The organism is Dactylosporangium darangshiense (assembly GCF_039537565.1).
GTDB classification, from domain to species: Bacteria; Actinomycetota; Actinomycetes; order Mycobacteriales; family Micromonosporaceae; genus Dactylosporangium; species Dactylosporangium darangshiense.
Map to the genome: position 1 here is coordinate 37,850 of NZ_BAABAT010000019.1, position 22,361 is coordinate 60,210.

Sequence of the window (22,361 nt, forward strand, 5' to 3'; positions counted from 1 at the left end):
ATGGGCGCACGATGCGGGTGATGCTGGTGGAAGACGACGCGCGGGTGGCGGCCGCCCTGGCCACGGCCCTTCGCCGGCGCGGGCACGAGATCGTGCACTGTCCGACCGCACAGAGCGCGCTCGACACGTTCGCCGGCGAGCCCTTCGACCTCGTCCTGCTCGATCTCAACCTGCCCGACGGCGACGGCATCGAGGTGTGCCGCACGCTGCGGCGCAAGGACGAGACGGTGGCGATCATCGCCGTCACCGCGCGCGCCGAGGAGCGCGACCGGGTGCTCGGGCTGCAGACCGGCGCCGACGACTACGTCGTGAAGCCGTACTCGATGGCCGAGCTCAACGCCCGCATCGAGGCCGTGCTGCGCCGCGCCGCCCGGGCCGCGCCGCCACCCAGCGAGGTGCTCTCCGCCGGCCCGGTCACCGTCGACGTCGCCGCGCGCCGCGTCGTGGCCGAGGGACGCGAGGTCGCGCTCACGCGCAAGGAGTTCGAGATCCTGGCCGTGCTCGCCCGCACACCCGGCGTGGTCGTCTCCTACGACCGGCTGATCCTCGCCGTGTGGCAGACGAGCTTCGTCGGCCGGCACACCCTGGACGTGCACGTGGGCTCGCTGCGGGCGAAGCTCGACGTGGCGGGCCTGGTGCAGACGGTGCGCGGCGTCGGCTACCGCCTGGCGCCATGAGGGTCCGCCTCGGCGCCGTCTACCTGGTGTTGCTGCTGCTGGTGCTGGCGGCGCTCGAGGTACCGCTGGCGATGACCATCGCGGGCCGGGACACGCAGCGCCTCGTGGCCGACCGCCTCGCCGACGCCACCCGGTTCGCCACGCTCGCCGAGCCCGCGCTGCGCGCCTCCGACACCGCGGAGCTCGCGGCGGAGCTGACGCGCTACGACGACGTCTACGGCGTGGGCGCGATCGTCGTCGACCAGGACGCGCACGAGGTCGTGAGCTCGCGCAGCGGCATCCGCCTGGCCGACGCCGACGTGCTGCGCCAGGCGCGCCGCGCCCTCGAGGGCCGCGAGGCCAGCGACGACGGGACGATCTGGCCGTGGCGCACCGATCCCCTGGTCGTCGCCGTCCCGGTCGGCCGCGGCGGCGAGGTGATCGGCGCCGTGGTCACGGTCTCCCCGACCCGCCGCAACGCCAACGGCGTCGGCACCTCGTGGATCATCCTCGCAGGCGGCGGCCTGGTCGTCCTCTTCGCCGGCATCGTGGCGGCCTGGTCCCTGGCCCGCTGGACCCTGCGCCCGGTGGCCGAGCTCGACGCCGCCGCGCACGAGCTCGGCGCGGGCGACTACGCCGCGCGCGTCCCCGCCGCCGACGGCCCGCCTGAGCTGCGCCGCCTCGGCACCGCGTTCAACGAGATGGCCGCGACGGTCGCCGACTCCTTGGAGCGCCAGCGCGCGTTCGTCTCGCACGCGAGCCACCAGCTGCGCAACCCGCTGACCGCGCTGCGCCTGCGCGTCGAGGACCTCGGCGCCGACCTGACCGAGCCCGCCGCGGTCGAGGGCCACCGCCTGGCCCTGGAGGAGGCCGAGCGGTTCGGCGAGGTGCTCGACAGCCTTCTTGCCCTGGCCCGGGCCGAACGCGGCCGCTACGACCTCGTCGACGTCGACGCCGGCGAGACCGCCTGGGCGCGCGTCCTGGCCTGGCAGCCGGTGGCCGCGAAGAAGGACATCACGCTGCGCTACGTCCGCCCTGCCCGCCCGCTGCGCGCCCGGGCGGTGCGCAGCGCCCTCGACCAGGCGCTGGACGCCCTGATCGATAACGCTGTGAAGTTCTCCGGCCCCGGCACCACCGTCACCGTACGCCCCTCAGCCGACGACGACGGCGTAGCGCTCCACGTCCTCGACACCGGCCCCGGCCTGACCGAGGAGCAGCGCGACCTCGCCACCGAGCGCTTCTGGCGGGCGCCCGACGCGCAGAACGTCGACGGCAGCGGCCTCGGGCTGCCGATCGTCGCCGTGCTGGTCGACGCCTCGGGCGGGCGGTTCGACCTGCTGCCCAACGAGCCCACCGGCCTGCACGCCCGCGTCTGGTTCCCGGCCGCCCCCTGACAAACCCATCCCGGCAGGACTCTGACGCCTGACAAAGCGTGAGGTCCCAGCCGACCGACAAAGCACAAGCCCACGCGGACGCCCGCGCCGGCACTTCGCGAGCGTGGCGCACGAGCGACCGACCCAGGCCGCGAACCCTCGACCGCCCTCACCAACAACCCGCGATCGTCCGCACCAACGCCCGCGCGTGGGGCCGCGCTGAGCGAGGTCACGGTGCGAACGACGAGGGCAGGTGCGAACGGACGAAGCGAAGAAGCAAATGCGAGTGAAGGCGGATGGCCGGGCCGCTTTCAAATCCAAGCCTAACACTGTGAGAAAAATTCACGTCCGGCCCGTCGCGCTGTGTGGCTATGGCTTCTGCGCTCTGTAGTAGCGGATGGCGCCGGGGTGTAGAGGGAGAGGGGGGGTCGAGATGGCCGAGCGGATGTTCAGGCGCGCCGCTGCCTGGTGGGCCTTTGCCAGCTCGTCGCGGCCCTCGAACAGCAGGCGGGTCACGCCGTAGGCCAAAGGTTCGGACATTGACAGGCGCACTACCAAGTAGTTGGCGATGCCGATGACGACCGTGGCGGTGATGCCGGTGTACGTCGAGGCGGGGACGACGCGTTCCGCGTAGTAGTCGCCGTACGTGCGGCGCAGGCTCTGCACCGAGTCGGCCAGGTTCAGCAGGCGGATCGGCATGTCGCGGGCCAGGTCGGCGATCGCCGCCACCGGGAGGCCGCCGGAGAAGAAGAAGCCGTCGATCTGGGAGTTGCGCAGGGCCTTCACCGAGTCGTCCAGGCCCAGTTGGGCGTGTTCGACCGTGACGTTGTTGACCTCCAGGACGCGGTTGGCGGTGACCGCGGTGCCGGAGCCCTTTGCGCCTACCGAGATGCGGTGGTTCTGCAGGTCCTGGAAGGTGGCGATCTTGCCCTGGGCGGCCACCACCACGTGGATGTAGTCGTCGTAGAGGCGGGCCAGCGCGGCCAGCTGCCGTGGGTGGGCCTTCTCGTTGTCGGCGGCGATGTCGGCCTGGGTGAAGGCGACGTCCGCGGTGCCGTTGAGGATGTAGTCGACGTTGATCTGTGAGGCGGCCGTCGACAGGACGCTGGCGTGGACGTTCGGCAGGTAGCGGCGGGCCAGGTCGGCGATGGCCGAGCCGTAGCGGTAGTAGACGGCGCCGGGGCTGCCCGTCGCTATGCGCAACGTGCCCGTCGCCTCGGCGCCGTCGGACTCGCAGGCCGACAGGAAAGGCGCCGCTGCAAGAGCCGCCAGCAGGGCGCGGCGTCTCATGTGGACAGACCCAGCAGGGCGCCCACCACGCCTATGGTGGCGGCCGCGTCGCGGTGGTGCACGGTGGTCATGCCCAGGGCTCGCGCGGGCTTGAGGTTGCCGGGCAGGTCGTCGACGTAGACGCACTCGGTGGGCGGCAGGCCGACGGACGAGGCGCCCAGGGCGTAGATCTCGGGCGCGGGCTTGCGCATGCCGACCTCGCCGGAGATGACCACGCCGTCGAAGAGGTCGGCCAGCAGGGCGCGGTCGTAGCGGCCGACGCCCCACGAGTTGGAGATGAGGCCGGTGCGCACGCCGGCGCGGCGGGCGGTGCGGACGAAGTCGAGCATCTCCCGGTCGTCGCCGGCCTCCGCCATGAGCCTGGCGATCAGGGCCTCGGGCGAGACGCCCAGCAGGGCGGCGAACTGCGTCTCGAAGGCGGCGTCGGACAGGGTGCCGTCCTCGAGGCCGGCCAGCAGCGAGCGGGCGGTCGGGTCGGTGCGGAACAGGTCGCGCACGGTGCCCGGTGGCAGGCCCTCGGCGGTGCAGAAGGCGTCGAACGAGGCGAACACGTCGGTGGTGAGCACGCCGCCGTAGTCGACCAGCAGGCCCCGATGCAGCGTCATGACCCGAGCGTAGTCACCCCTGGCGCGTCTCCTCGGCCAGGGCCAGGACCGCCTCCCGGTGCGAAGCGGCGCGGCGCTGGCGGGTCGCCGACGTGCCGCGGCAGCGCAGGGCGGCCAGCAGGTCCACGGCGGTGTCCCACTCGCCGCGGGCCTCCAGAGCCGGGCGGGCGTGCTCGAACAGGGCGTCGATGCGCACGCCCGCGGGGACGGCGGAGCGGGTGGACGGGTCGACGAGGTGGCCGCCGAGGCCGGAGCGGGCCGCCCGCCAGGTGGCCGCGCGCAGCAGGACCTGCGGGGTCTCGGGCAGGGGGCGGCCGGCGGCGTCCTCCGCCGCGGCGACCGTCACCAGGGCCCGGGACAGCGACGCCAGCAGTACCACGTCGTCGATGTCCGGGCACGAGTCGGCGACGCGGACCTCGACCGTCGGGTAGCGCGCCGAAGGGCGGGCGTCGAAGTACACCATGTTGGCGTCGCTGATCACCCCGCTCTCCACCAGCGTGGACACGACCTTGTCGTACTCCGCCGCCGAACCCAGGTCCGGCGGCGGGCCGACGGTGGGCCAGCGCGAGGTGACGATCGTGCGGTAGGAGGCGTAGCCGGTGTCCTGGCCGGCGAAGTACGGCGAGGAGACGCTCAGCGCCAGCAGCGTCGGCAGCCACTCGCGGATGCGCCGCGTGATGCGCACCGCCAGGTCCCTGTCGTGCACGCCGACCTGGACCTGGCAGGCGGCCACCTGCTGCTCGTCGACGAGCTGGCGATACTCCTGCGCCATCCGCTCGTAGCGCTCGTGGGGGTACACCCGGCTGGGCGTGCTGCCGCAGCCCGGCACGGTGCCGGCGGCCACGACCGCGAGCCCGTGCCGGCCGGCCGCCTGGACCAGCGAGCGGCGCTTCTCGACCAGGTCGGCTCGCAGCGCGGAGAGGTCCGTCTGCACGGCGCTCGCGGTCTCGACCATCGAGCGGTGCAGCTCGGGCTCGGCGTCCACGCCGCGCAGCACCCGCCGCGCGGCCATCTCCAGGCTGCCGCTTTCAAGATTGACTACATGGAACTCTTCCTCTACCCCGAGCGTGTCGCCGACGTTTACCACCGGGGGTGCACCGACTCGCGGATCAGCTCGTCGTAGATGTCGCGGACGGTGGCGTGCGCCTCGGGCGTGAGCGACGGCAGGGCGGCCGCGTCGGCGTTGGCGCGGGCCTGCTCGCCGTTGCGGGCGCCGGGGATGACCACGGACACGGCCGGGTGGTCGATGATCCAGCGCAGGGCGAACTGCGCCATCGTCGCGTCGTCGGGGCGCAGCTGCGCGAGGCGGCGCACGGCGGCGAGGCCGGTGCCGTAGTCCACGCCGGAGAACGTCTCGCCCTGGTCGAACGCCTCGCCGTGGCGGTTGTACGTGCGGTGGTCGTCGGCGCCGAAGGTCGTGTGCTCGTCGTAGCGGCCGGAGAGCAGGCCGCTGGCCAGCGGCACCCGGGCGATGATGCCGACGCCGGCCTTCTCGGCGGCGGGCAGCACCTCGTCGAGCGGCTTGAGCCGCAGCATGTTGAAGATGATCTGGACGCTGGCCACGTTGGGGCGGGCGATCGCGGTGAGCGCCTCCTCGGTGGTCTCGACGCTCACGCCGTAGGCGCGCATGCGCCCCTCGGCGACCATCTCGTCGAGCTCGTCGAAGACCTCCTCCGTGCGGTACACCTCCGAGGGCGGGCAGTGCAGCTGCACCAGGTCGAGGGTGTCGACGCCGAGGTTCTCGCGGGAGCGGTCGTTCCAGGTTTTGAAGTTGTCCCGGCGGTACGCCTCGGGCACCTGCGGCACCCGGCGGCCCATCTTGGTCGCCACCGTCACCCGCCGGCCCGCGGGCAGGGAGCGGGCGAACTGCCCGACGATGCGCTCGCTGCGCCCGTCGCCGTAGACGTCTGCGGTGTCGATGAACGTCACGCCGGCCTCGTGCGCGGCGATCAGGGTCGCCAGCGCCTCGTCCTCGTCGACGCGACCCCAGTCGGCGCCGAGCTGCCACGCGCCGAGCCCGACCACGCTGACGGGGACGCCGGTGCGCCCCAGAATCCGTTCCTGCATGAGCTCCACCCTACGGGCGGGCGGTCAACCCCTCGATTCCGGCCAGGTACACGTCGCGGTCGACCCGCCCGGTCAGGACGCGCTGGATGACGTACCCCTGGATGAGCCCGACGACCACCGCGCCGATCGCCGCCGGGTCGGCGTCCGGCGCGAGCTGCCCGGCGTCGCGCACCCGCGCCGCGAGGGCCACGGCGGCGTCGCGGATGCGCCCGTAGATGCCGCCGATCAGCTCGGCGAACGTCGGGTCGTGCGCCGCCTCACCCCACACCTGCACGGCGATGCGGACCGGGCCGTCGACGCCGAGGTTGTGGTCGACCTGTTCGAGGATCTCGGCGAAGACGGCCCGCAGCGGCGGCACGGGCTCGACGCGCATGAGGCGGTCGAGGGTGGCGATGATGACGCCGACCTTCTCCTCGGCGATGGCCCGGATCAGCTGGTCCTTGCTGGAGAAGTACCGGTAGAAGGCGCCGACGGACAGGCCGGCCTCCCGGATGACGTCCTGCATGGAGGTCTGGTGGAAGCCGTTGCGCGCGAAGCAGCGGGTGGCCGCCTCGATGATCTGCTCCCGGCGGGCGGCAAGATGGGCTTCGGAGACGCGGGGCACTCCCCAATAGTAGAACGAACGCTCGCTTTTTAGACCCGGGTGGCGTTGAAGATCATGGTGGTCATCACCACGCCGCCGGTGCCGGCGTTGGTCAGCACCAGCCGCGGGCTCAGCGACGTGAACGGGTGGTCCTTGTCCACGAACGAGGCCTTGCGGTTGCCGGTGGAGAACGCGGTGAGCTCGACGCCGCCGTCGGCCGTCGGCTTGCAGCTGACCTGCAGCGGCGTCGACGCCGTCGTGGGCGGGCCGGCGTTCTTCGGCTTCGCCGAGGCGGCCACCCGCGGGTGCTGGTCGCCGGCGTGCTTGTAGATCTCGATGACCCCGTCGGCATTGACCTCGAAGCTGTACCCGTTGGCGAGGTTCGCCCCGTCGTAGCACCCGGCGCCGATGCGGGCCCCGCCGGCGCCCTTGCCGATCGCCGCGAACTCCAGGTCGATCGCGAACCCGCCGCCCGGCACGCTCAGGCGCTGCTCGGGGCCGGGCGCGAGGCAGCGCGCGTTGGGCTGCTCGGCGGTGACCCGCAGCGCGTCGGGCACCTCGATCTTGCAGCCGCCGGCCGGTCCCCATGCCGCCTTCTGCTGCAGCGCCGCGACCGTCTTGGTGCCCTTGAGCGGCCACGGCCCCACCGAGCCGAGCCAGCAGGCGATGACCGGCTTGGCGTGCCAGGCGGCCTCGAGCCCCGGCGGCAGCAGCGGCTTCTCCAGCGGCAGGAAGGACTGCCCGAACGGTACCCCGAGATAGTCGCCGTAGGACTGCTCGCACATGGCCTGCGACGCGGCGGCGACCGCCTTCGAGCCCGGGTTGACCGTGAACGGCAGGTGCCCGACGAACGTGACCTCGCCGACGTGGGCGGCGTTGCACTGGGCGACGTACCGCAGCTGCGACGACCCGCCGATCCAGTCGAAGCACTCGCCGGTCCTGAGGTCGAACTCCTCGCCCGCGTAGCTCTCCGCCGCCGAGGTGGCCGGCGCGGCGAGCGCCTTGGCGATGCGGTCGCCGTCGTCGTAGTCGGAGACCGGCAGCCCGTCGGCGAACAGCTGCCGCAGCGACGGCGACAGCCCCTCGACGCTGAGCTTCGTGTCGTGCACCGCCTGCCGGTGCGTCGGTGAGAGCCCGGCGACGACCACCACGTGCCCGTTCTCGGTGCGCAGGTAGTACTCGTAGCCGAGCCAGTGCCCGGCGCCGACCGCGCCGAGTGGCGCCACGACGCTCAGGGCGAGGGTGGTGTACCCCGTGACGGTGCCCCAGGCCCGCCCGGCCGACGCGGCGGTGATCGCGGCCGCCGAGGCGAGCACGCCGCCGAGCACCGCGATGGCCCCGCCGCCGGACAGCAGCAGCCGCAGCGGCTCGGCGATGAGGTAGCCGGCCAGCCCGCCGGCCCGAGCGGCGCCGCCGTCGAGCACGTCGGGGTTGCCGCGCACCAGGTGCAGCAGGCCGAGCGCGGCGACGACCACGCCGGTGGCCCGGGTCAGCACCCGCTCGCGCAGCAACGCCAGGGTGGCGGTGCCGAGGTGGCGCAGCTCGCCGCCGTTCCACATCCGCCGGTCGGCGACCGGCACGAGCGCGAGCCGCCAGGGCCACGGCTCCCGCGGCAGCCGGGGCAGCGGCCAGGCGAGCAGCAGCGGCAGGACCGGCAGCGCGTAGGCGGCGTAGCCGAGCAGGAACGTGGTCACGCGCACCGCGAGGCCGTGCACCGGCACCTGCGGTACCCACAACAGGGCAGCAAGGACCAGCGCGGCCGCGACGGTCACGGCCAGCCGGACCCACGACGGGCGCCGGGGCTTCGGCCGCTCCGGCCGCCGCTCCTCCGCGGACTCCGGCGCGGGTGAGACCGGCCGGGTGTGCTCGCCGCTTGCACCCCAGAGCTCGTCGGTCGTCGGCACCGGGCGCGTCCGGCCGGTGAAGATGCCGGTCTCCGTGCGCTCGCCGGTGAACTCGCCCGAGCGGTCCGGGTCGGTGCGCGAGTTCGGCTGCGGGAGCACGTTGCGGCGGGGGCGGCGGTGCACGCCGGACTCGGCGGCGCTCGCGCCCTGCCAGTCGGTGAGCGCGGCCCGCACCTGGTCGGCGGCGGCCAGCGCCAGCAGCACCGCGACGACCAGGGTCAGCGCGATGCGCCAGGCGGCCGGCAGCGGCGCGAACCCGAGCAGCGTGGACAGCGCGAGCATCGCCCCGGTGGCCAGAACCAGCAGGGCGACCGCGGGGAGTGCGGCGCGGGCTCGCCGACCGGCCTCGGACATGGCTGGGAGCATGGCACCCGCGCTCGCACGCTTGCAACCGGCCTAAAGCTGCCTTAAAGAAAAGCGACTGCCTTCCAGCAAGCGACCTACATCTGGGTGTGGCCCGCGGCGCAGGCGTCGATGACCGGCTTGAACGCCGCGATCTCCTTGTCGGTGATCTTCAGCTCGGTGTACAGCAGCGGACCGCCGTCGAGGCTGACCCAGGCGGGGAAGACGTAGGGCTTCTTGATCTCGCCGAGGGAGTGCGGCGTGCACCGCTCGCCGTCCACGATGATCGGGATCGACACCTCGTCCTGGCCGGGCTTCAGCACCGCGTAGGGCTTCGGGGTCGCCTCGCGGCCCGGCGTCGGCAGGACCTCCAGCAGGATGCTGCCGACGAACTCCTGCAGCGTGACCGTGCCCTTGAAGCCGGTGCGGTGCACGACGACCGTGCCGGTGACCCAGCCGCTGGGCAGGTGCGTCCACGGGCCGAAGGTGAAGGTCGCCTGCTGGTCGAGGTACGCCTGCAGGCAGTCGATGCCGAGCAGCTTGTCGAGCATCGGGTTGGGGTACTGCAGCGGCAGCCGCACCTGCTGCACCCGGCCGTCCTCGGTCTGCACGGTCAGGTTCACGAACGAGGCCTGCGCCTGCGGCTTGACCTGGTCGCCGGTGCAGACGCCGGTGCCGTACAGCAGCGGCACGTCGACCTGCAGCCCGCCCGGCGGCAGCCAGGCGTTGGGCGTCACCGTCTCGGTGCCGGTGAACGACGGCGCCTGCAGCTCGACCCGCGACACCACCAGCTTCGACGGCCCGTCGTTGTGCAGGGAGACCTGCACGGAGTGCCGGACCTCGTCGACCCGGCCCTGCGTCACCTCGACGCGCATCTTGATCGCGTCCCCGGGCGGCAGCGCGCCCGTGTCCGCGCCGGCCCCGGCGTCGCGCGGCGAGTGGCCGCGCCCGGACAGCGCGGCGCCGCCGAGCGAGACGAGCACGAGCAGCGCCACCAGCAGCATGCGCCTCATGGCCGCCTATGTTGGCACAATCCAGTGCCACATGGCACCGGCCGCGTCCAGAACGAGATCTCGGTCGTCCGTCAGCGCGCAGGTGAACCGCATGCCCTGCACCTGAGGGTTTCGCCGCTTCGCGGTACGTTGTGCCCCGATGGGAAGCTGGCGGGAGATCATCGACGGGATCGCCGAGAACGGCGAGTTCGGCGCGGCCCGGCTGGTGCGCGACCCCCGGCGCAAGGGCGGCTGGACGCTGCTCGTCGAAGAGGTGCAGCAGTCGTACGTCGACGTGCTCGACCCCACGCACCTCTACTTCGAGTACACCCGCCGCATCGGCTCGATCATCGACACCGCCGCACCGCCCGGCGCGCCGCTGCGGGTGCTGCACCTGGGCGGCGGGGCGTTCACGATGCCGCGGTACGTCGCCGCCACCCGGCCCGGCTCCGAGCAGCTGGTCGTGGAGCGCGACCGGCGGCTGGCCGCGTTCGTGCAGCGGGTGCTGCCGCTGCCCGCCGACGCCGGCATCGACATCGCCTTCGGCGACGCCCGCGAGACCGTCGCCGAGCTCGAGGCGGAGGCCTACGACCTGATCATCGGCGACGTCTACGACGCCGCGCAGATGCCCGAGAGCGTCTCGGACGTCAGGTTCGCCGCCGCCGTGGCCCGGCTGCTGGCGCCCGGCGGCGTGTACGCGCTCAACGTCGCCGACCTCGCGCCGCTCGCGTTCTCCCGCGGCCAGGCGGCGACGTTGCGCACCGCGTTCGCCGACGTGTGCCTCATCGTGCGGCCCGAGCTGATGCGCGGGCGCCGCTTCGGCAACGTCGTGTTCGCCGCGGCGCTCGAGGCGGGCCGGCTGCCGGTGGCCCGCCTCGCCGCGATCGCGGGCCGGGACCGCCAGCCGGCCCAGGTGGTCACCGGCGCCGGCCTGGACCTGCTGACCGACGGCGCCGAGCCGGTCCGCCTCGACGGGCCGGATCAGGCCTGATCGTCGTCCTCGTCGCCGGCGTTGTTGTCGTCGGCGTCGGTCGCGGCGGGCGGCGGGGTAGCCGGCGGATAGCCGGACGAGCGTCCGCGTTTGCGCAGGCGGGCGGCGGAGCTCGCCGACATGAACTTGCCGGCCCGCGCCGCCGATCCGGCCTCCGTCTCCTGTTCCAGGTAGTCCAGCTCCCGCGCCTCGTCGGCGAGGTCGGCCGCGTAGGCGTCGGGCGCGTCGGCGCGTGCCTCGTCGATGTCGCGCCTGGCCTGGCGGATCTCGCGCAGGGCGGCCTCGGAGTCGCCCCGGTACAGGTGGTCGGAGGCGCGCCGTTTCGCCTGCTGGGCGCGCAGGTACACCAGCTCGGTGCGCACCCCGGCGTCCGGCACCCGGCGGGCGGCCTCGTCGCCGGGGACCACATTGACCTGCAGCGGCACGGTCACCGTGTGCTGTACCAGCGCGGGCAGCTCCACGTAGGTGAACGCCAGCTCGGCGACCGCGGCCGGGCCGAGGTCGGCGATCGCCGGCACGTCGAAGGTGAGCACGAGGCGACGGGTCTCGGCGGCGTAGAAGCTGCCGAGCTCGACCAGCACGCCGTCCTCCACAACGCTGGCGGGCAGGTCGTTGACGACCAGCACGCCGCGCACCGCCGGCCCGGGGCGCACGTGCAGCGTCGCGGCCTGGGCCGTCTGCGTGAGCAGGCCCTCGACCTCGCCGGCGATGAGCGCGACCGCCGTGTCGGACTCCTCGGCGAAGTGCTCGTTGCCGGAGCCGCCGCGCGCGATCGCCGACATGAGCCGCTCGTCGTACCCGAGGCCGAATCCGAGCGTCGAGGTGGTCACGCCGTTGAGGTAGGCCTCGGCGGCGACCTGGGAGAGGGCGACGGGGTTCGTGACGCCGGCGTTGGCGTGCCCGTCGCTGACGATCAGCACCGTGGCGCCGGCCGCGCCCGCCACCCGGCGCGCCTCCTGCAGGCCGCGCAGGTAGCCGGCGGACAGGTCGGTGGAGCCGCCGGCCTGGATGGCGGCGATCGCCCGGCTCGCGGCCGGCTTGTCGGCCAGCGGCGCGGCCGGCACCGCCACGCCGACGTGGTCGTCGAAGACCACGACGCCGAAGCGGTCGCGCGGGTCCAGGCGGGCGACGAGGCTGCCCAGGGCCCGCTTGGCGCCGTCGAGGCGGGGTCCGGACATCGAGCCGCTGCGGTCGAGGACGACCTGCAGCGTGCGGGGTGTGTGCTCGGCGCCGTCGTCCGGCGCGGCCGGCGCGGTCAGCTCGATCATGACCGAGACCTGGTCCTCGGTCTCGACGGCAATGAGGTCGACGTCGAGGTGGGCGGCGATGTGCATGGGCGGCTCCTTCGCCGGGGGCGCTGCGGGGCGCCGCCGAGCCTAGAGGCCGCATGCCAGTGATGGTGTCCGCCGTCACACCTGCGGCCGGGGCCGGCGGGCGGCTTCTCGCGCCCGTTTGGGGGGTGTGTCCGTGTTTGGCGGACCGCTGGTGGTGCCCCGGGTGGGATTCGAACCCACACTGTCGGAGGTTTGAGCTCCGTTCCTCTGCCGATTGGGATACCGGGACGACTACGCCGCACTAGGGTACCCACTACTCTGATCGCGACGGTAACCGCCGTCGGACACGTCGGATCGGATCGGGAGAGGCCAGTGGCCGAGGTGCAGAGCCGTCGGGTGCTCATCGCGGAAGACGAGGCGCTCATCCGCCTCGACCTCCGGGAGATGCTCGTCGAGGAGGGCTACGACGTCGTCGGCGAGGCCGGCGACGGCGAGACGGCCGTGCGCCTTGCCGAGGAGCTCAAGCCCGACCTGGTGATCCTGGACATCAAGATGCCGATCATGGACGGGCTCGCCGCCGCGGAGAAGATCGCCGGCGGGCGGATCGCGCCGGTCGTCATCCTCACCGCGTTCAGCCAGCGCGACCTGGTCGAGCGGGCGCGGGCGGCCGGTGCGATGGCCTACCTGGTCAAGCCGTTCCAGAAGAGCGACCTGGTGCCGGCGGTCGAGATCGCCGTCTCCCGTTACGCAGAGCTGTCGGTCCTGGAGTCCGAGGTGGCCACCCTGACCGAGCGCCTCGAGACCCGCAAGGTCGTCGAGCGGGCCAAGGGCCAGCTCATGGCGACCTACGGCATGAACGAGCCGCAGGCCTTCAAATGGATCCAGCGCACGGCGATGGACCACCGCATGACGATGCGCGAAGTGGCCGACCGGATCATCGCCGAAACCGCCGGCGGAAACACCAACGTAACCGCCGAGTCCTGACCTTTTACCTGCGCACGGCGCGTTTGCCGCGGTTGGCTCAGCATCGAATAACGGCTTGGTAACGGCCCGCAATTGGCTTGCGGGGCGGGCTATGATCCCGCAGTCCCGAGGGTCGGGACTGGCCTGCCCCCCACAGCAATGGCCCAACCATCACCGTTGATTCGAGGAGCACCATTGCGTAGAGCCGTGATCATGCTCACGGCCTTCCTGGCCTGCGTAATGCTCTCGTTCGGCATCGGCGCCACAAGCGCCTGGGCCGACGGCGAGTCATTGCAGGGAACGTTGAGGAACGGCGACACACCGGTCGCCGGGGTCAAGATCAAAGCGTTCACACAGGACGGCGCGCCCGTCGGCGAAGCAACCTCCGACGCCCAGGGCAAATGGAGTATCCCGGTACCTGCGGCCGGGACATATCGGGTGGACCTCGACCAGTCCACGCTCCCAGCGGGCGTGACGGTGAGCAACGGGCGGCCCAGCCTGAGCCCGCCGGTGGCCGACGGCCAGGCCCGTAACGTGCTGTTCCCGCTTGGCAGCGGGGCGGCCGGCAACGCACCGGGGCAGAACCAGCCGGGCGCACCGAAGGCTCCGTCGAGCCTTGACCGGTACGCCGACCTGCTCTACTCCGGCCTGCACTTCTCGCTCATCATCGCGCTCGCCGCGCTCGGCATCTCGCTGATCTTCGGCACCACGGGCCTGACCAACTTCGCGCACGGCGAGATGGTCACCTTCGGCGCGCTGATGGCCTTCCTCTTCAATGTGACCATCGGGCTGCCGCTGGTCGTCTCCGGCCTCATCGCGGTCGCGATCGGCGCCGCCGCCGGCTACTTCCAGGACCGAACATTCTGGGGCTGGCTGCGCAAGCGACGCACCAACCTGGTCACGATGATGATCATCTCGATCGGCCTGTCGCTGACCCTGCGGTACGTCTTCCTGTACTTCTTCGGCGGCGAGTCGCGCGCCTTCGCCGACTTCAACGCCCAGCCCGGGCACCAGTACGGCCCGTTCCTCATTGCGCCCAAGAACCTCATCTGCGACGCGATCGCGATCATCGTGCTCGTCGCGGTGTCGTGGGCGCTGCTGGGCACCCGCTTGGGCAAGGCCACCCGCGCCGTCGCCGACAACCCGGCGCTCGCGGCGGCCTCCGGCATCAACGTCGACCGCATCATCCGGCTCGTCTGGACGATCGGCGGCGGCCTGGCGGCGCTGTCCGGAGTGATCCTGGGCGCCTACCAGAACGTCGGCTACCAGATGGGCTTCCAGATCCTGCTGCTCGTCTTCGCGGCGGTCACGCTCGGCGGCTTCGGCACCGCGTGGGGCGCGCTCATCGGCAGCCTGGTGATCGGCCTGTTCATCCAGTTCTCGACGTTGTGGATTCCGACCGAGTTGAAGACCGTCGGCGCACTGGCGGTGCTGATCGTGATCCTGCTCTTCCGGCCGCAGGGCATCCTGGGCCGCCGGACGCGGATCGGCTGAGGGGGACACGATGAACTGGCAGAGCATCTTCAGCGTGTCGCTCGAAGCGATCATCGGGTCCACCACCATTGCTTACGCGCTCGCGGCCATCGGCCTCAATGTCCACTTCGGCTACACTGGCCTGCTCAACTTCGGCCAGTCCGCCTTCGTGGGCGTCGGCGCCTACGGCATCGCGATGACCGTCTCCACGTTCGACCTGCCCCTGTGGCTCGGCGTTGTCATCGGCATCGGCGCGTCCATGATCCTGGCGCTGCTGCTCGGTATCCCGACGCTGCGCCTGCGCGCGGACTATCTGGCCATCGTCACCATCGCGGCGGCCGAGATCATCCGGCTCATCTACCGAGCCACCGACCTGCGTAAGTGGACGGGTGCCTCCGACGGCCTGCAGGGCTTCTCGCAGGACTTCTACGACCTCAACCCGTTCAAGGGCACCAGCGGCATCAACATCGGCGACATCATCACGTTCACGGACCGCGAGACCTGGATCCTGGTCGTCGGCTGGGCCCTCATCGCGCTGAGCTGCCTGTTCGTGTGGCTGCTCATGAAGAGCCCGTGGGGCCGTGTGCTCAAGGCCATCCGCGAGGACGAGGACGCGGTGCGCAGCCTCGGCAAGAACGTCTTCTCCTACAAGATGCAGTCGCTGGTCATCGGCGGCGTCATCGGCTGCCTCGGCGGCTTCGTCTTCGCCCTCGACCGGGCGGCGGTGCAGCCGGACACCTACGGCACGGAGTTCACGTTCTTCGCGTACACCATCGTCATCCTCGGTGGCGCGGCGCGCGTCTTCGGCCCGGTCGTCGGCTCGGCGATCTTCTGGGTGCTGCTCGTCTTCATCGACGCGTTCATCTCCGAGGCGATCAACCACAAGGACGTCCCGTCCTGGCTGATCAGCACCACCCAGGCCGGCTCGGTCCGCTACATCATCGTCGGCCTCGGCCTGATGTTGCTGCTCATCTTCCGCCCGCAGGGCATCTTCGGCGACAAGAGGGAGGTCATGCTCGATGTCCGCTGAGCCGGTCAAGACGGGCACGGCCCGCGAGCGGGCGGTCGCCGCGCTCGCCGGCCTGCCGTGCGAGCCGGGCGTACCCAAGCCCGACCCCATCCTCATCGCCGACAGCGTGGTGCGCCGCTTCGGCGGCCTCACCGCCGTCGACGTCAAGCACGTCGAGGTCCAGCGCGGGTCCATCACCGCGCTCATCGGGCCCAACGGCGCCGGCAAGACGACCTTCTTCAACCTGCTCACCGGCTTCGACGCGCCGGACGAGGGCAGCTGGACGTTCAACGGCGCGTCGCTGTCCGGCGTGGCGGCCCACAAGGTCGCGCGCTCCGGCATGGTGCGCACGTTCCAGCTGACCAAGGCGCTGTCGAAGCTCAAGGTGATCGACAACATGCGCCTCGGCGCGACCGGGCAGAAGGGCGAGAACTTCTGGCGCGCCCTGGTCCCGGGCGTGTGGAAGCAGCAGGAGGCGGAGATCACCGCCCGCGCGGAGGACCTGCTCACCCGGTTCAAGCTCATCGCCAAGCGCGACGACTTCGCCGGCAGCCTCTCCGGCGGCCAGCGCAAGCTGCTGGAGATGGCCCGCGCCCTCATGGTGCAGCCGGAGATGGTCATGCTCGACGAGCCGATGGCCGGGGTGAACCCGGCCCTGACGCAGTCGCTGCTCGGCCACGTCAAGCAGCTGCGCGAGGACGGCATGACCGTGCTCTTCGTCGAGCACGACATGGACATGGTCCACGACATCTCGGACTGGATCATCGTCATGGGGCAGGGCGGCGTGATCGCCGAGGGCACCCCGGACAAGGTGATGGCCGACCCGCGGGTCATCGACGCCTACCTGGGCGCGCACCACGACGGCGCGGTCAAGACCGTCGGCGGCGAGGAGATCGACGCCGGCGACCTGGCCGAGGGCGGCGAGGTGGCCCTCATCCCGGCCGTCGACGAGCTCGAGCAAGAGGCGGCGGGGGACTCCGCGGAGTCCGGCGCCGACGGAAAGGACCGGTCGTGACCGACATCGCCGATCTGCCCGAGGACGAGGGCGAAGAGGCCGCCGCGCCGAGCAATGCCGTGGTCGACCGCACGGAGCACCTTTCCAAGGCAGACGGTGCGGTACTGCGGGCAGACGACGTCGTCGCCGGATACCTGCCGGGCGTCAACATCCTCAACGGGGCCGACCTGTACGTGCACGACGGCGAGCTCGTCGGCATCATCGGGCCCAACGGCGCCGGCAAGTCCACGCTGCTCAAGGCCATGTTCGGGCTCGTGAACGTCCGCACGGGCGCGGTCACGCTGCGTGGTGAGAACATCACCAACCTCAAGGCGCACGCGCTGGTCGAGCGGGGCATCGGCTTCGTGCCGCAGACGAACAACGTCTTCGCCGCGCTGACGATCGAAGAGAACCTGCAGATGGGCACGTTCCTCAAGCCCAAGCGGTTCAAGGAGCGCTTCGATTTCGTCACCCAGCTGTTCCCGACCCTGGCCGAGCGGCGCAAGCAGCGGGCCGGTCTCATGTCGGGCGGCGAGCGGCAGATGGTGGCGATGGCCCGGGCGCTGATGATGGAGCCCACCGTGCTGCTGCTGGACGAGCCCTCCGCGGGCCTCTCGCCGGCGCTGCAGGACGAGGTGTTCTTCCGGACCAAGCAGATCAATTCGACCGGCGTCACGGTCGTGATGGTCGAGCAGAACGCGCGCCGGTGCCTGCAGATCTGCGACCGCGGCTACGTGCTCGACCAGGGCCGCAACGCCTATACGGCCTCGGGCGAGGGGCTCATCAACGATCCTCGTGTGATCGAGCTGTACCTCGGGACACTCGCCCGCGCCTGAACCAACGTTTTTGCCGGGTTCAATCCCGCGCCGCTCCCTCGGGCGGCGCGGGATTTTCTTTGTCCCGCCGCCGGTGAATTCACGGCCTTTTTACAACCGCGATCTTGTGCGTTGTTGTATTAACGTTGATCTTGCTTTGGGTGTGCTGTTCCGAATGCGGAACAATGGTTGCCGGGTGCTGAAAGTCGTGCTGCGGACGGTCGTTCTGCGGCCTCGCTGGCCGCCTTGCTCACGGTGTGCGTCGGCTCGTTGCTCACCGTGGCCCTTGGTTGTTGCGGCCCCGCTTGCGGCCCGTCTCGGCCCCGCCTCTGGCCCCGCTGGTCCGCCTCGGCCCCGTTCCGGCCCTGCCTCGGGGGCCCCGTTCCGGCCCCCGCCTTTGGCCCGTTCTGGCCCGCCTCTGGCCCCGTTCCGGCTCCGTTCCGGCCCCGCCTCTGGCCCGGCTTGCAGGGACCGTTCCGACCCCGCCTCTGGCCCCGCTTGCGGCCCGTTCCGGCCCTGCTTCGTGCCCCTCGGCCGGGTTTGTTCGCGGCCGCCAGGCCGCTGGTGCTTGGCACCGCGGACGTGGCAGGGAGGCGCGCCAGCGCCGACCGGTGTCTGGTGGGAACAACGGTCGTCAGTTGCACGGACCCGAGTCATGGGGCTCTTGGTTTGTCGCTTTTGGCGCGCTTCCGTCCGGCTGTCTGGATTTTTCGTCCCGGGTGTCTGGATCTTCGTGCGGGTGTCCGGACAAAGGGAAAGGCCCCCGCCGCTTGCGCGACGGGGGCCTTCGAAGCCGTCAGGCTCAGATCTTGCCGCTCTGGAACTTGACGTCCGGGAGGAGCTTGTTGTCGGGGCCGTAGGTGTAGACACCGATGGTGGCCTCGGCCGGGTCGCCGGCGTCGTTGAAGGAGATCGGGCCCGACGCGCCGTCGAAGTCGATGTCCTTCTTGGCCTTGATCAGGTCAACGCAGGCCTTGTACGTGGTGCACTTCTCGCCGCCCTTGGAGACGGTGGTCAGGTGCTTGGCGATCTCGGCCGGGTTGTCGCTGCCGGCCTCGGTCGCGGCCAGGGCCGCGAGGATCGTCGCGTCGTAGGACTCCGCCGCGTAGTTGAAGTCCTTGAGGTCCTTGTTGACGCCGAGGAGCTTCGTCTTGAAGTCGGCCTTGGTCTCGGCGCCGGGCTGGGTGCCCTTGTAGCCGTTCAGCGTGCCGGCCGGGAAGTCCTTCGAGTAGTCGGCGATGTTGCCGTCAACGAAGTACCACTTCTTGGTCTTGAGGCCCGCCTCGACCAGCTTCGGGACGATCTTCTTGGTCTCGTCGAAGCCGATGATCGCGATCGCGTCCGGGTTGGCGGCCTTGATCTTGGCGACGTCGGCCGAGAAGTCCGCGGCCTTCGGGTCGTAGGTGACCGACTCGACGACCTTGCCGCCGCCGCTCTCGATCTCCGCCTTGGCGTTCTGGGCCAGGCCCACGCCGTAGGAGTCGTTGAGCACCAGCATGCCGGTGGTCTGGTTGCCGTCCTGGACGATCAGGTCGCCGAGCACGCGGCCCTGCAGGGTGTCCGGCGGCGCGGTACGGAAGTACAGCCCGTGGTCGTTGTAGGTGGTGAACGCCGTCGAGGTGTTCGCGGGCGAGATCTGGACGACCCCGGCACCCGTGATCTTGTCGATCACGGAGAGCGACACCGACGACGAGGCCGCGCCGATGATGACGTCGGTCTTGTCCGTGAGCAGCTTGTTCACCGACTGGGTGGCGATGTCCGTGGAGGTGTCGCCCGAGTCCATGTGCTGGATCTGCACGGGCTTGCCGTTGACGCCGCCGTTGTCGTTGATCTCCTTGATGGCCAGGTCCACGCCGGCGAACTCCGGGGGGCCGAGGAAGGCCAGCGAGCCGGTCTGCGGCAGGATCGTGCCGATCTTGAGAACGCCGTCACCGGGCGCCGCGCCGCCGCCGGTGGTCGCACCGGTGGCCGGGCTATCGGACTTGCTGTCACCACATGCGGCGAGCGCCAGGCAGGCTGCGCTCAGCACGGCAACGGAGCGCCATCCGAGATTGGGGCGGATCATCACCTGTCTCCTTTTTAACAGCGCGGTAGGCGTGGTTGCGCCTAGATGCCAAGACGCTGATGAAGGCACAACCTAATGACACTCACCGCGCGGCACTAGGCCTTCGGGGCAACACGCCCTAGGAAGTTGCGCAGTCGTAATCTTCCTGTTCGCAACCGCAACGCGATTCGCATTGTCCGGGGATTCTCCGTAGGGCCGATCCGGACAAGAGAGCCATAACGGGCATCGGGGCTGCGGCGAAACTGTCGTACCCCCCGACTAGGCTCGCTAAGCGTGACGGGTTCTGACACCAAGCTGCTGCTGCTCGACGGGCACTCGCTCGCCTACCGGGCGTTCTTCGCCCTGCCCGCGGAGAACTTCTCCACGCAGACGGGCCAGGTGACCAACGCCGTCTTCGGCTTCACGTCGATGCTGATCAACATGCTGCGCGACGAGCAGCCCACGCACATCGCCGTGGCCTTCGACGTCTCGCGGCAGACGTTCCGGCTGGAGAAGTATGCGGAGTACAAGGCCAACCGCGCCGCCAGCCGGCCCGAGTTCTCCGGCCAGGTCGACCTGGTCAAGGAGGTGCTCAACGCCCTGCGCATCCCGTTCGTGGAGAAGCCGGGCTACGAGGCCGACGACGTGATCGCCACGCTCGCCCGCCAGGCCACCGAGCAGGGCATGCCAACGGCGATCATCACCGGCGACCGCGACGCGTTCCAGCTGGTCAACGACTCCGTCACGGTGCTGTATCTCAAGCGCGGCGTCACCGAGATGGACCGGATGACCCCGGCGAAGGTCGAGGAGAAGTACGGGATCCCGCCGTCGCAGTATCGCGACAAGGCCGCCCTCGTCGGCGAGGACAGCGACAACCTGTCCGGCGTGCCCGGCGTCGGCGACAAGACCGCCGCGAAGTGGATCGTGCAGTTCGGCGGCCTGGACGGGATCATCGCGCGCGTCGACGAGATCAAGGGCAAGGCCGGCGAGAACGTGCGGGCCCACCTCTCCGACGTCATGCGCAACTACGACCTCAACCAGCTGGTCGACGACCTCGAGCTGCCGATCGGGCCGCAGGACCTGCGCTGGCGCGGGTGGGACCGCGAGGCCGTGCACCAGGTGTTCGACTCGCTCGAGTTCCGGGTGCTGCGGGAGCGGCTGTATCAGTACCTCGACGCGGTCGAGCCCGAGGCCGAGTCCGGCTTCGACCTGTCCGGCGAGGTGCTCCACGGTGGCGTCGGCGCCTGGCTCGGCGAGCACGCGCCGGCCGGCACGCGCGTCGGCGTGGCCGTCGCCGGCAAGTTCGGCCGCGGCACCGGCGAGCTCGCCGGCATCGCGCTCGCCGTCGCCGACGGGCCGGCCGCCTGGTTCGACCCGTCCGAGCTCGACGCCGCCGACGACGCCGCGGTCGGGGCCTGGCTCGCCGCCGCCGACCGGCCGAAGGTGCTGCACGACGTCAAGCCGGCGCGGCTGGCGTTCGAGGCCCGCGGATGGGACCTCGACGGGGTGGTCAGCGACACCGCCCTCGAGGCGTATCTGGCGCGCCCCGACCAGCGGTCCTACGACCTCAACGACCTCGCCCTGCGCTACCTCAAGCGCGAGCTGCGCGTCGACGCGCCGGAGACCGGGCAGTTGACCCTCGAGGGCCTGGGCGGCAACACGGCCGAGGCCGAGGAAAACCTCATGCTGCGCGCCCGGGCCACGCTCGACCTCGCCGAGGCGATCGGCGAGGAGCTGCGCCGCGACGGGGACTCCTCCTTCCGGCTGCTGGCCGAGGTCGAGCTGCCGCTGGTCAAGGTGCTCGCCGAGATGGAGCGGTCGGGCATCGCGGCCGACACGGAGTACTTGGGGGAGCTCGAGGCCCAGTTCGCCGCCGGCGTGAAGGCCGCGGCGCAGGGCGCCTACTCGGTGATCGGGCGCGAGTTCAACCTCGGCTCGCCCAAGCAGCTGCAGGAGATCCTGTTCAACGAGCTCGGCCTGCCGAAGACCAAGCGGATCAAGACGGGCTACACCACCGACGCCGACGCGCTGCAGGGCCTGTTCGCCCAGACCGCGCACCCGCTGCTGGAGCACCTGCTGCGCCACCGCGACGTCGCCAAGCTCAAGACGACCGTCGACGGGCTGCTCAAGTCGATCAGCGACGACGGGCGCATCCACACGACGTACTTCCAGACGGTCGCGGCCACCGGCCGGCTCTCCAGCACCGACCCCAACCTGCAGAACATCCCGATCCGCACCGAGGAGGGCCGGCGCATCCGCCGCGCCTTCGTCGTCGGCGAGGGCTTCGAGACCCTGCTGACCGCCGACTACAGCCAGATCGAGATGCGCATCATGGCGCACCTGTCCAAGGACGAGGCGCTCATCGAGGCGTTCAACTCCGGCTTCGACTTCCACGCCTCCACCGCGTCCTCGGTCTTCTCCGTCCCCGTCGACGAGGTCGTCCCCGACCAGCGCCGCAAGATCAAGGCCATGAACTACGGCCTCGCCTACGGCCTGTCCTCCTACGGCCTGTCCACCCAGCTCGGCATCACGCCGGCCGAGGCCACGGTCCTCATGGAGGAGTACTTCGCCACCTTCGGCGGCGTCCGCGACTACCTGCGCCAGATCGTCGGCCAGGCCCGCCGCGACGGCTACACCGAGACGGTCCTCGGCCGCCGCCGCTACCTGCCGGACCTGAACAGCGACAACCGCCAGCGCCGCGAGATGGCCGAGCGCATGGCCCTCAACGCCCCCATCCAGGGCTCCGCCGCCGACATCATCAAGGTCGCCATGCTCCGCGTCGACTCCGCCCTGCGCGCCGCCGGCCTGACGTCGCGCATGCTCCTGCAGGTCCACGACGAGCTCGTCTTCGAGGTCGCCCCGGGCGAGCGCGAGCAGCTCGAAACCCTGGTCCGCACCGAGATGGGCAACGCCTACCCGCTCGACGTCCCACTGGGCGTGTCGGTCGGCATCGGCACGGACTGGAACGACGCCGACCACTGACGAC

At 71.1% G+C, this 22,361-nt stretch carries 18 protein-coding genes and 1 tRNA gene; 9 read left to right on the forward strand and 10 right to left on the reverse strand.

Annotation, left to right across the window (positions count from 1 at the left end):
• Positions 1–11: 11 nt before the first annotated feature.
• A complete protein-coding gene (locus ABD901_RS30190; protein ID WP_345131685.1) occupies positions 12–677 on the forward strand; it encodes a response regulator transcription factor in 666 nt (221 codons plus the stop codon).
• The gene (locus tag ABD901_RS30195) at positions 674–2,050 is read left to right on the forward strand and encodes a sensor histidine kinase (RefSeq protein WP_345131687.1); all 1,377 of its coding nucleotides are present in this window, start codon (positions 674–676) and stop codon (positions 2,048–2,050) included. The genes ABD901_RS30190 and ABD901_RS30195 overlap by 4 nt, the downstream gene beginning before the upstream one ends.
• 348 nt (positions 2,051–2,398) lie before the next feature.
• Here the strand turns inward: ABD901_RS30195 and ABD901_RS30200 are convergent, their stop codons facing one another.
• From ABD901_RS30200 to ABD901_RS30230, 7 genes are all read right to left on the reverse strand, one after another.
• Positions 2,399–3,319, reverse strand: a complete 921-nt coding sequence (locus ABD901_RS30200; RefSeq protein ID WP_345131688.1) for a TAXI family TRAP transporter solute-binding subunit — start codon at positions 3,317–3,319, stop codon at positions 2,399–2,401.
• Positions 3,316–3,924 (reverse strand): HAD family hydrolase, encoded by a 609-nt coding sequence (locus ABD901_RS30205; protein ID WP_345131690.1) that lies wholly within the window; start codon positions 3,922–3,924, stop codon positions 3,316–3,318. Before ABD901_RS30205 ends, ABD901_RS30200 begins: the two co-directional genes overlap by 4 nt.
• Positions 3,925–3,937: 13 nt before the next feature.
• A complete protein-coding gene (locus ABD901_RS30210; protein ID WP_345131692.1) occupies positions 3,938–5,011 on the reverse strand; it encodes a carboxylate-amine ligase in 1,074 nt (357 codons plus the stop codon).
• Positions 5,005–5,991 (reverse strand): aldo/keto reductase, encoded by a 987-nt coding sequence (locus tag ABD901_RS30215; protein WP_345131694.1) that lies wholly within the window; start codon positions 5,989–5,991, stop codon positions 5,005–5,007. Before ABD901_RS30215 ends, ABD901_RS30210 begins: the two co-directional genes overlap by 7 nt.
• A gap of 10 nt (positions 5,992–6,001) precedes the next feature.
• Positions 6,002–6,595: a TetR/AcrR family transcriptional regulator gene (locus ABD901_RS30220; protein WP_345131696.1), complete on the reverse strand. Its 594-nt coding sequence runs from the start codon at positions 6,593–6,595 to the stop codon at positions 6,002–6,004.
• A gap of 29 nt (positions 6,596–6,624) precedes the next feature.
• Entirely contained in the window at positions 6,625–8,832 is a 2,208-nt protein-coding gene (locus ABD901_RS30225; RefSeq protein ID WP_345131697.1) for a hypothetical protein, read from the reverse strand.
• An 86-nt stretch (positions 8,833–8,918) separates the two neighbouring features.
• The gene (locus tag ABD901_RS30230) at positions 8,919–9,833 is read right to left on the reverse strand and encodes a hypothetical protein (RefSeq protein WP_345131699.1); all 915 of its coding nucleotides are present in this window, start codon (positions 9,831–9,833) and stop codon (positions 8,919–8,921) included.
• 139 nt (positions 9,834–9,972) lie between these two features.
• Between ABD901_RS30230 and ABD901_RS30235 the strand changes: the two genes are divergently transcribed.
• Positions 9,973–10,803, forward strand: coding sequence for a spermidine synthase (locus tag ABD901_RS30235; protein WP_345131700.1), 831 nt, complete (start codon positions 9,973–9,975; stop codon positions 10,801–10,803).
• Here ABD901_RS30235 and ABD901_RS30240 read toward each other — a convergent pair.
• Together ABD901_RS30240 and ABD901_RS30245 are read right to left on the reverse strand one after the other, a co-directional pair.
• Positions 10,794–12,137: a vWA domain-containing protein gene (locus ABD901_RS30240; protein WP_345131702.1), complete on the reverse strand. Its 1,344-nt coding sequence runs from the start codon at positions 12,135–12,137 to the stop codon at positions 10,794–10,796. The two genes, ABD901_RS30235 and ABD901_RS30240, sit on opposite strands and share 10 nt — an antisense overlap.
• Positions 12,138–12,289: 152 nt before the next feature.
• Positions 12,290–12,366, reverse strand: a tRNA-Leu gene (locus tag ABD901_RS30245).
• Between the two features lie 83 nt (positions 12,367–12,449).
• Between ABD901_RS30245 and ABD901_RS30250 the strand changes: the two genes are divergently transcribed.
• The 5 genes from ABD901_RS30250 to ABD901_RS30270 all read left to right on the forward strand — a co-directional run bounded on the left by ABD901_RS30250 (position 12,450) and on the right by ABD901_RS30270 (position 17,352).
• Complete coding sequence (locus tag ABD901_RS30250; protein ID WP_345131704.1) at positions 12,450–13,061, forward strand: ANTAR domain-containing response regulator; 612 nt, start codon at positions 12,450–12,452, stop codon at positions 13,059–13,061.
• Between the two features lie 174 nt (positions 13,062–13,235).
• A complete protein-coding gene (locus tag ABD901_RS30255) occupies positions 13,236–14,534 on the forward strand; it encodes an ABC transporter permease subunit (RefSeq protein WP_345131706.1) in 1,299 nt (432 codons plus the stop codon).
• A 10-nt stretch (positions 14,535–14,544) separates the two neighbouring features.
• On the forward strand, positions 14,545–15,543 hold the full coding sequence (locus ABD901_RS30260; protein ID WP_345131709.1) for a branched-chain amino acid ABC transporter permease: 999 nt from the start codon (positions 14,545–14,547) through the stop codon (positions 15,541–15,543).
• On the forward strand, positions 15,533–16,537 hold the full coding sequence (locus ABD901_RS30265) for an ABC transporter ATP-binding protein (protein ID WP_345131712.1): 1,005 nt from the start codon (positions 15,533–15,535) through the stop codon (positions 16,535–16,537). The genes ABD901_RS30260 and ABD901_RS30265 overlap by 11 nt, the downstream gene beginning before the upstream one ends.
• Positions 16,534–17,352: an ABC transporter ATP-binding protein gene (locus tag ABD901_RS30270; protein WP_345131714.1), complete on the forward strand. Its 819-nt coding sequence runs from the start codon at positions 16,534–16,536 to the stop codon at positions 17,350–17,352. The genes ABD901_RS30265 and ABD901_RS30270 overlap by 4 nt, the downstream gene beginning before the upstream one ends.
• A gap of 781 nt (positions 17,353–18,133) precedes the next feature.
• On the opposite strand, the gene ABD901_RS30275 is transcribed toward ABD901_RS30270, so the two are convergent.
• Complete coding sequence (locus ABD901_RS30275; RefSeq protein WP_345131716.1) at positions 18,134–19,396, reverse strand: ABC transporter substrate-binding protein; 1,263 nt, start codon at positions 19,394–19,396, stop codon at positions 18,134–18,136.
• A 273-nt stretch (positions 19,397–19,669) separates the two neighbouring features.
• Between ABD901_RS30275 and polA the strand changes: the two genes are divergently transcribed.
• On the forward strand, positions 19,670–22,357 hold the full coding sequence (gene polA, locus ABD901_RS30280; RefSeq protein WP_345131718.1) for a DNA polymerase I: 2,688 nt from the start codon (positions 19,670–19,672) through the stop codon (positions 22,355–22,357).
• Positions 22,358–22,361: the final 4 nt, after the last annotated feature.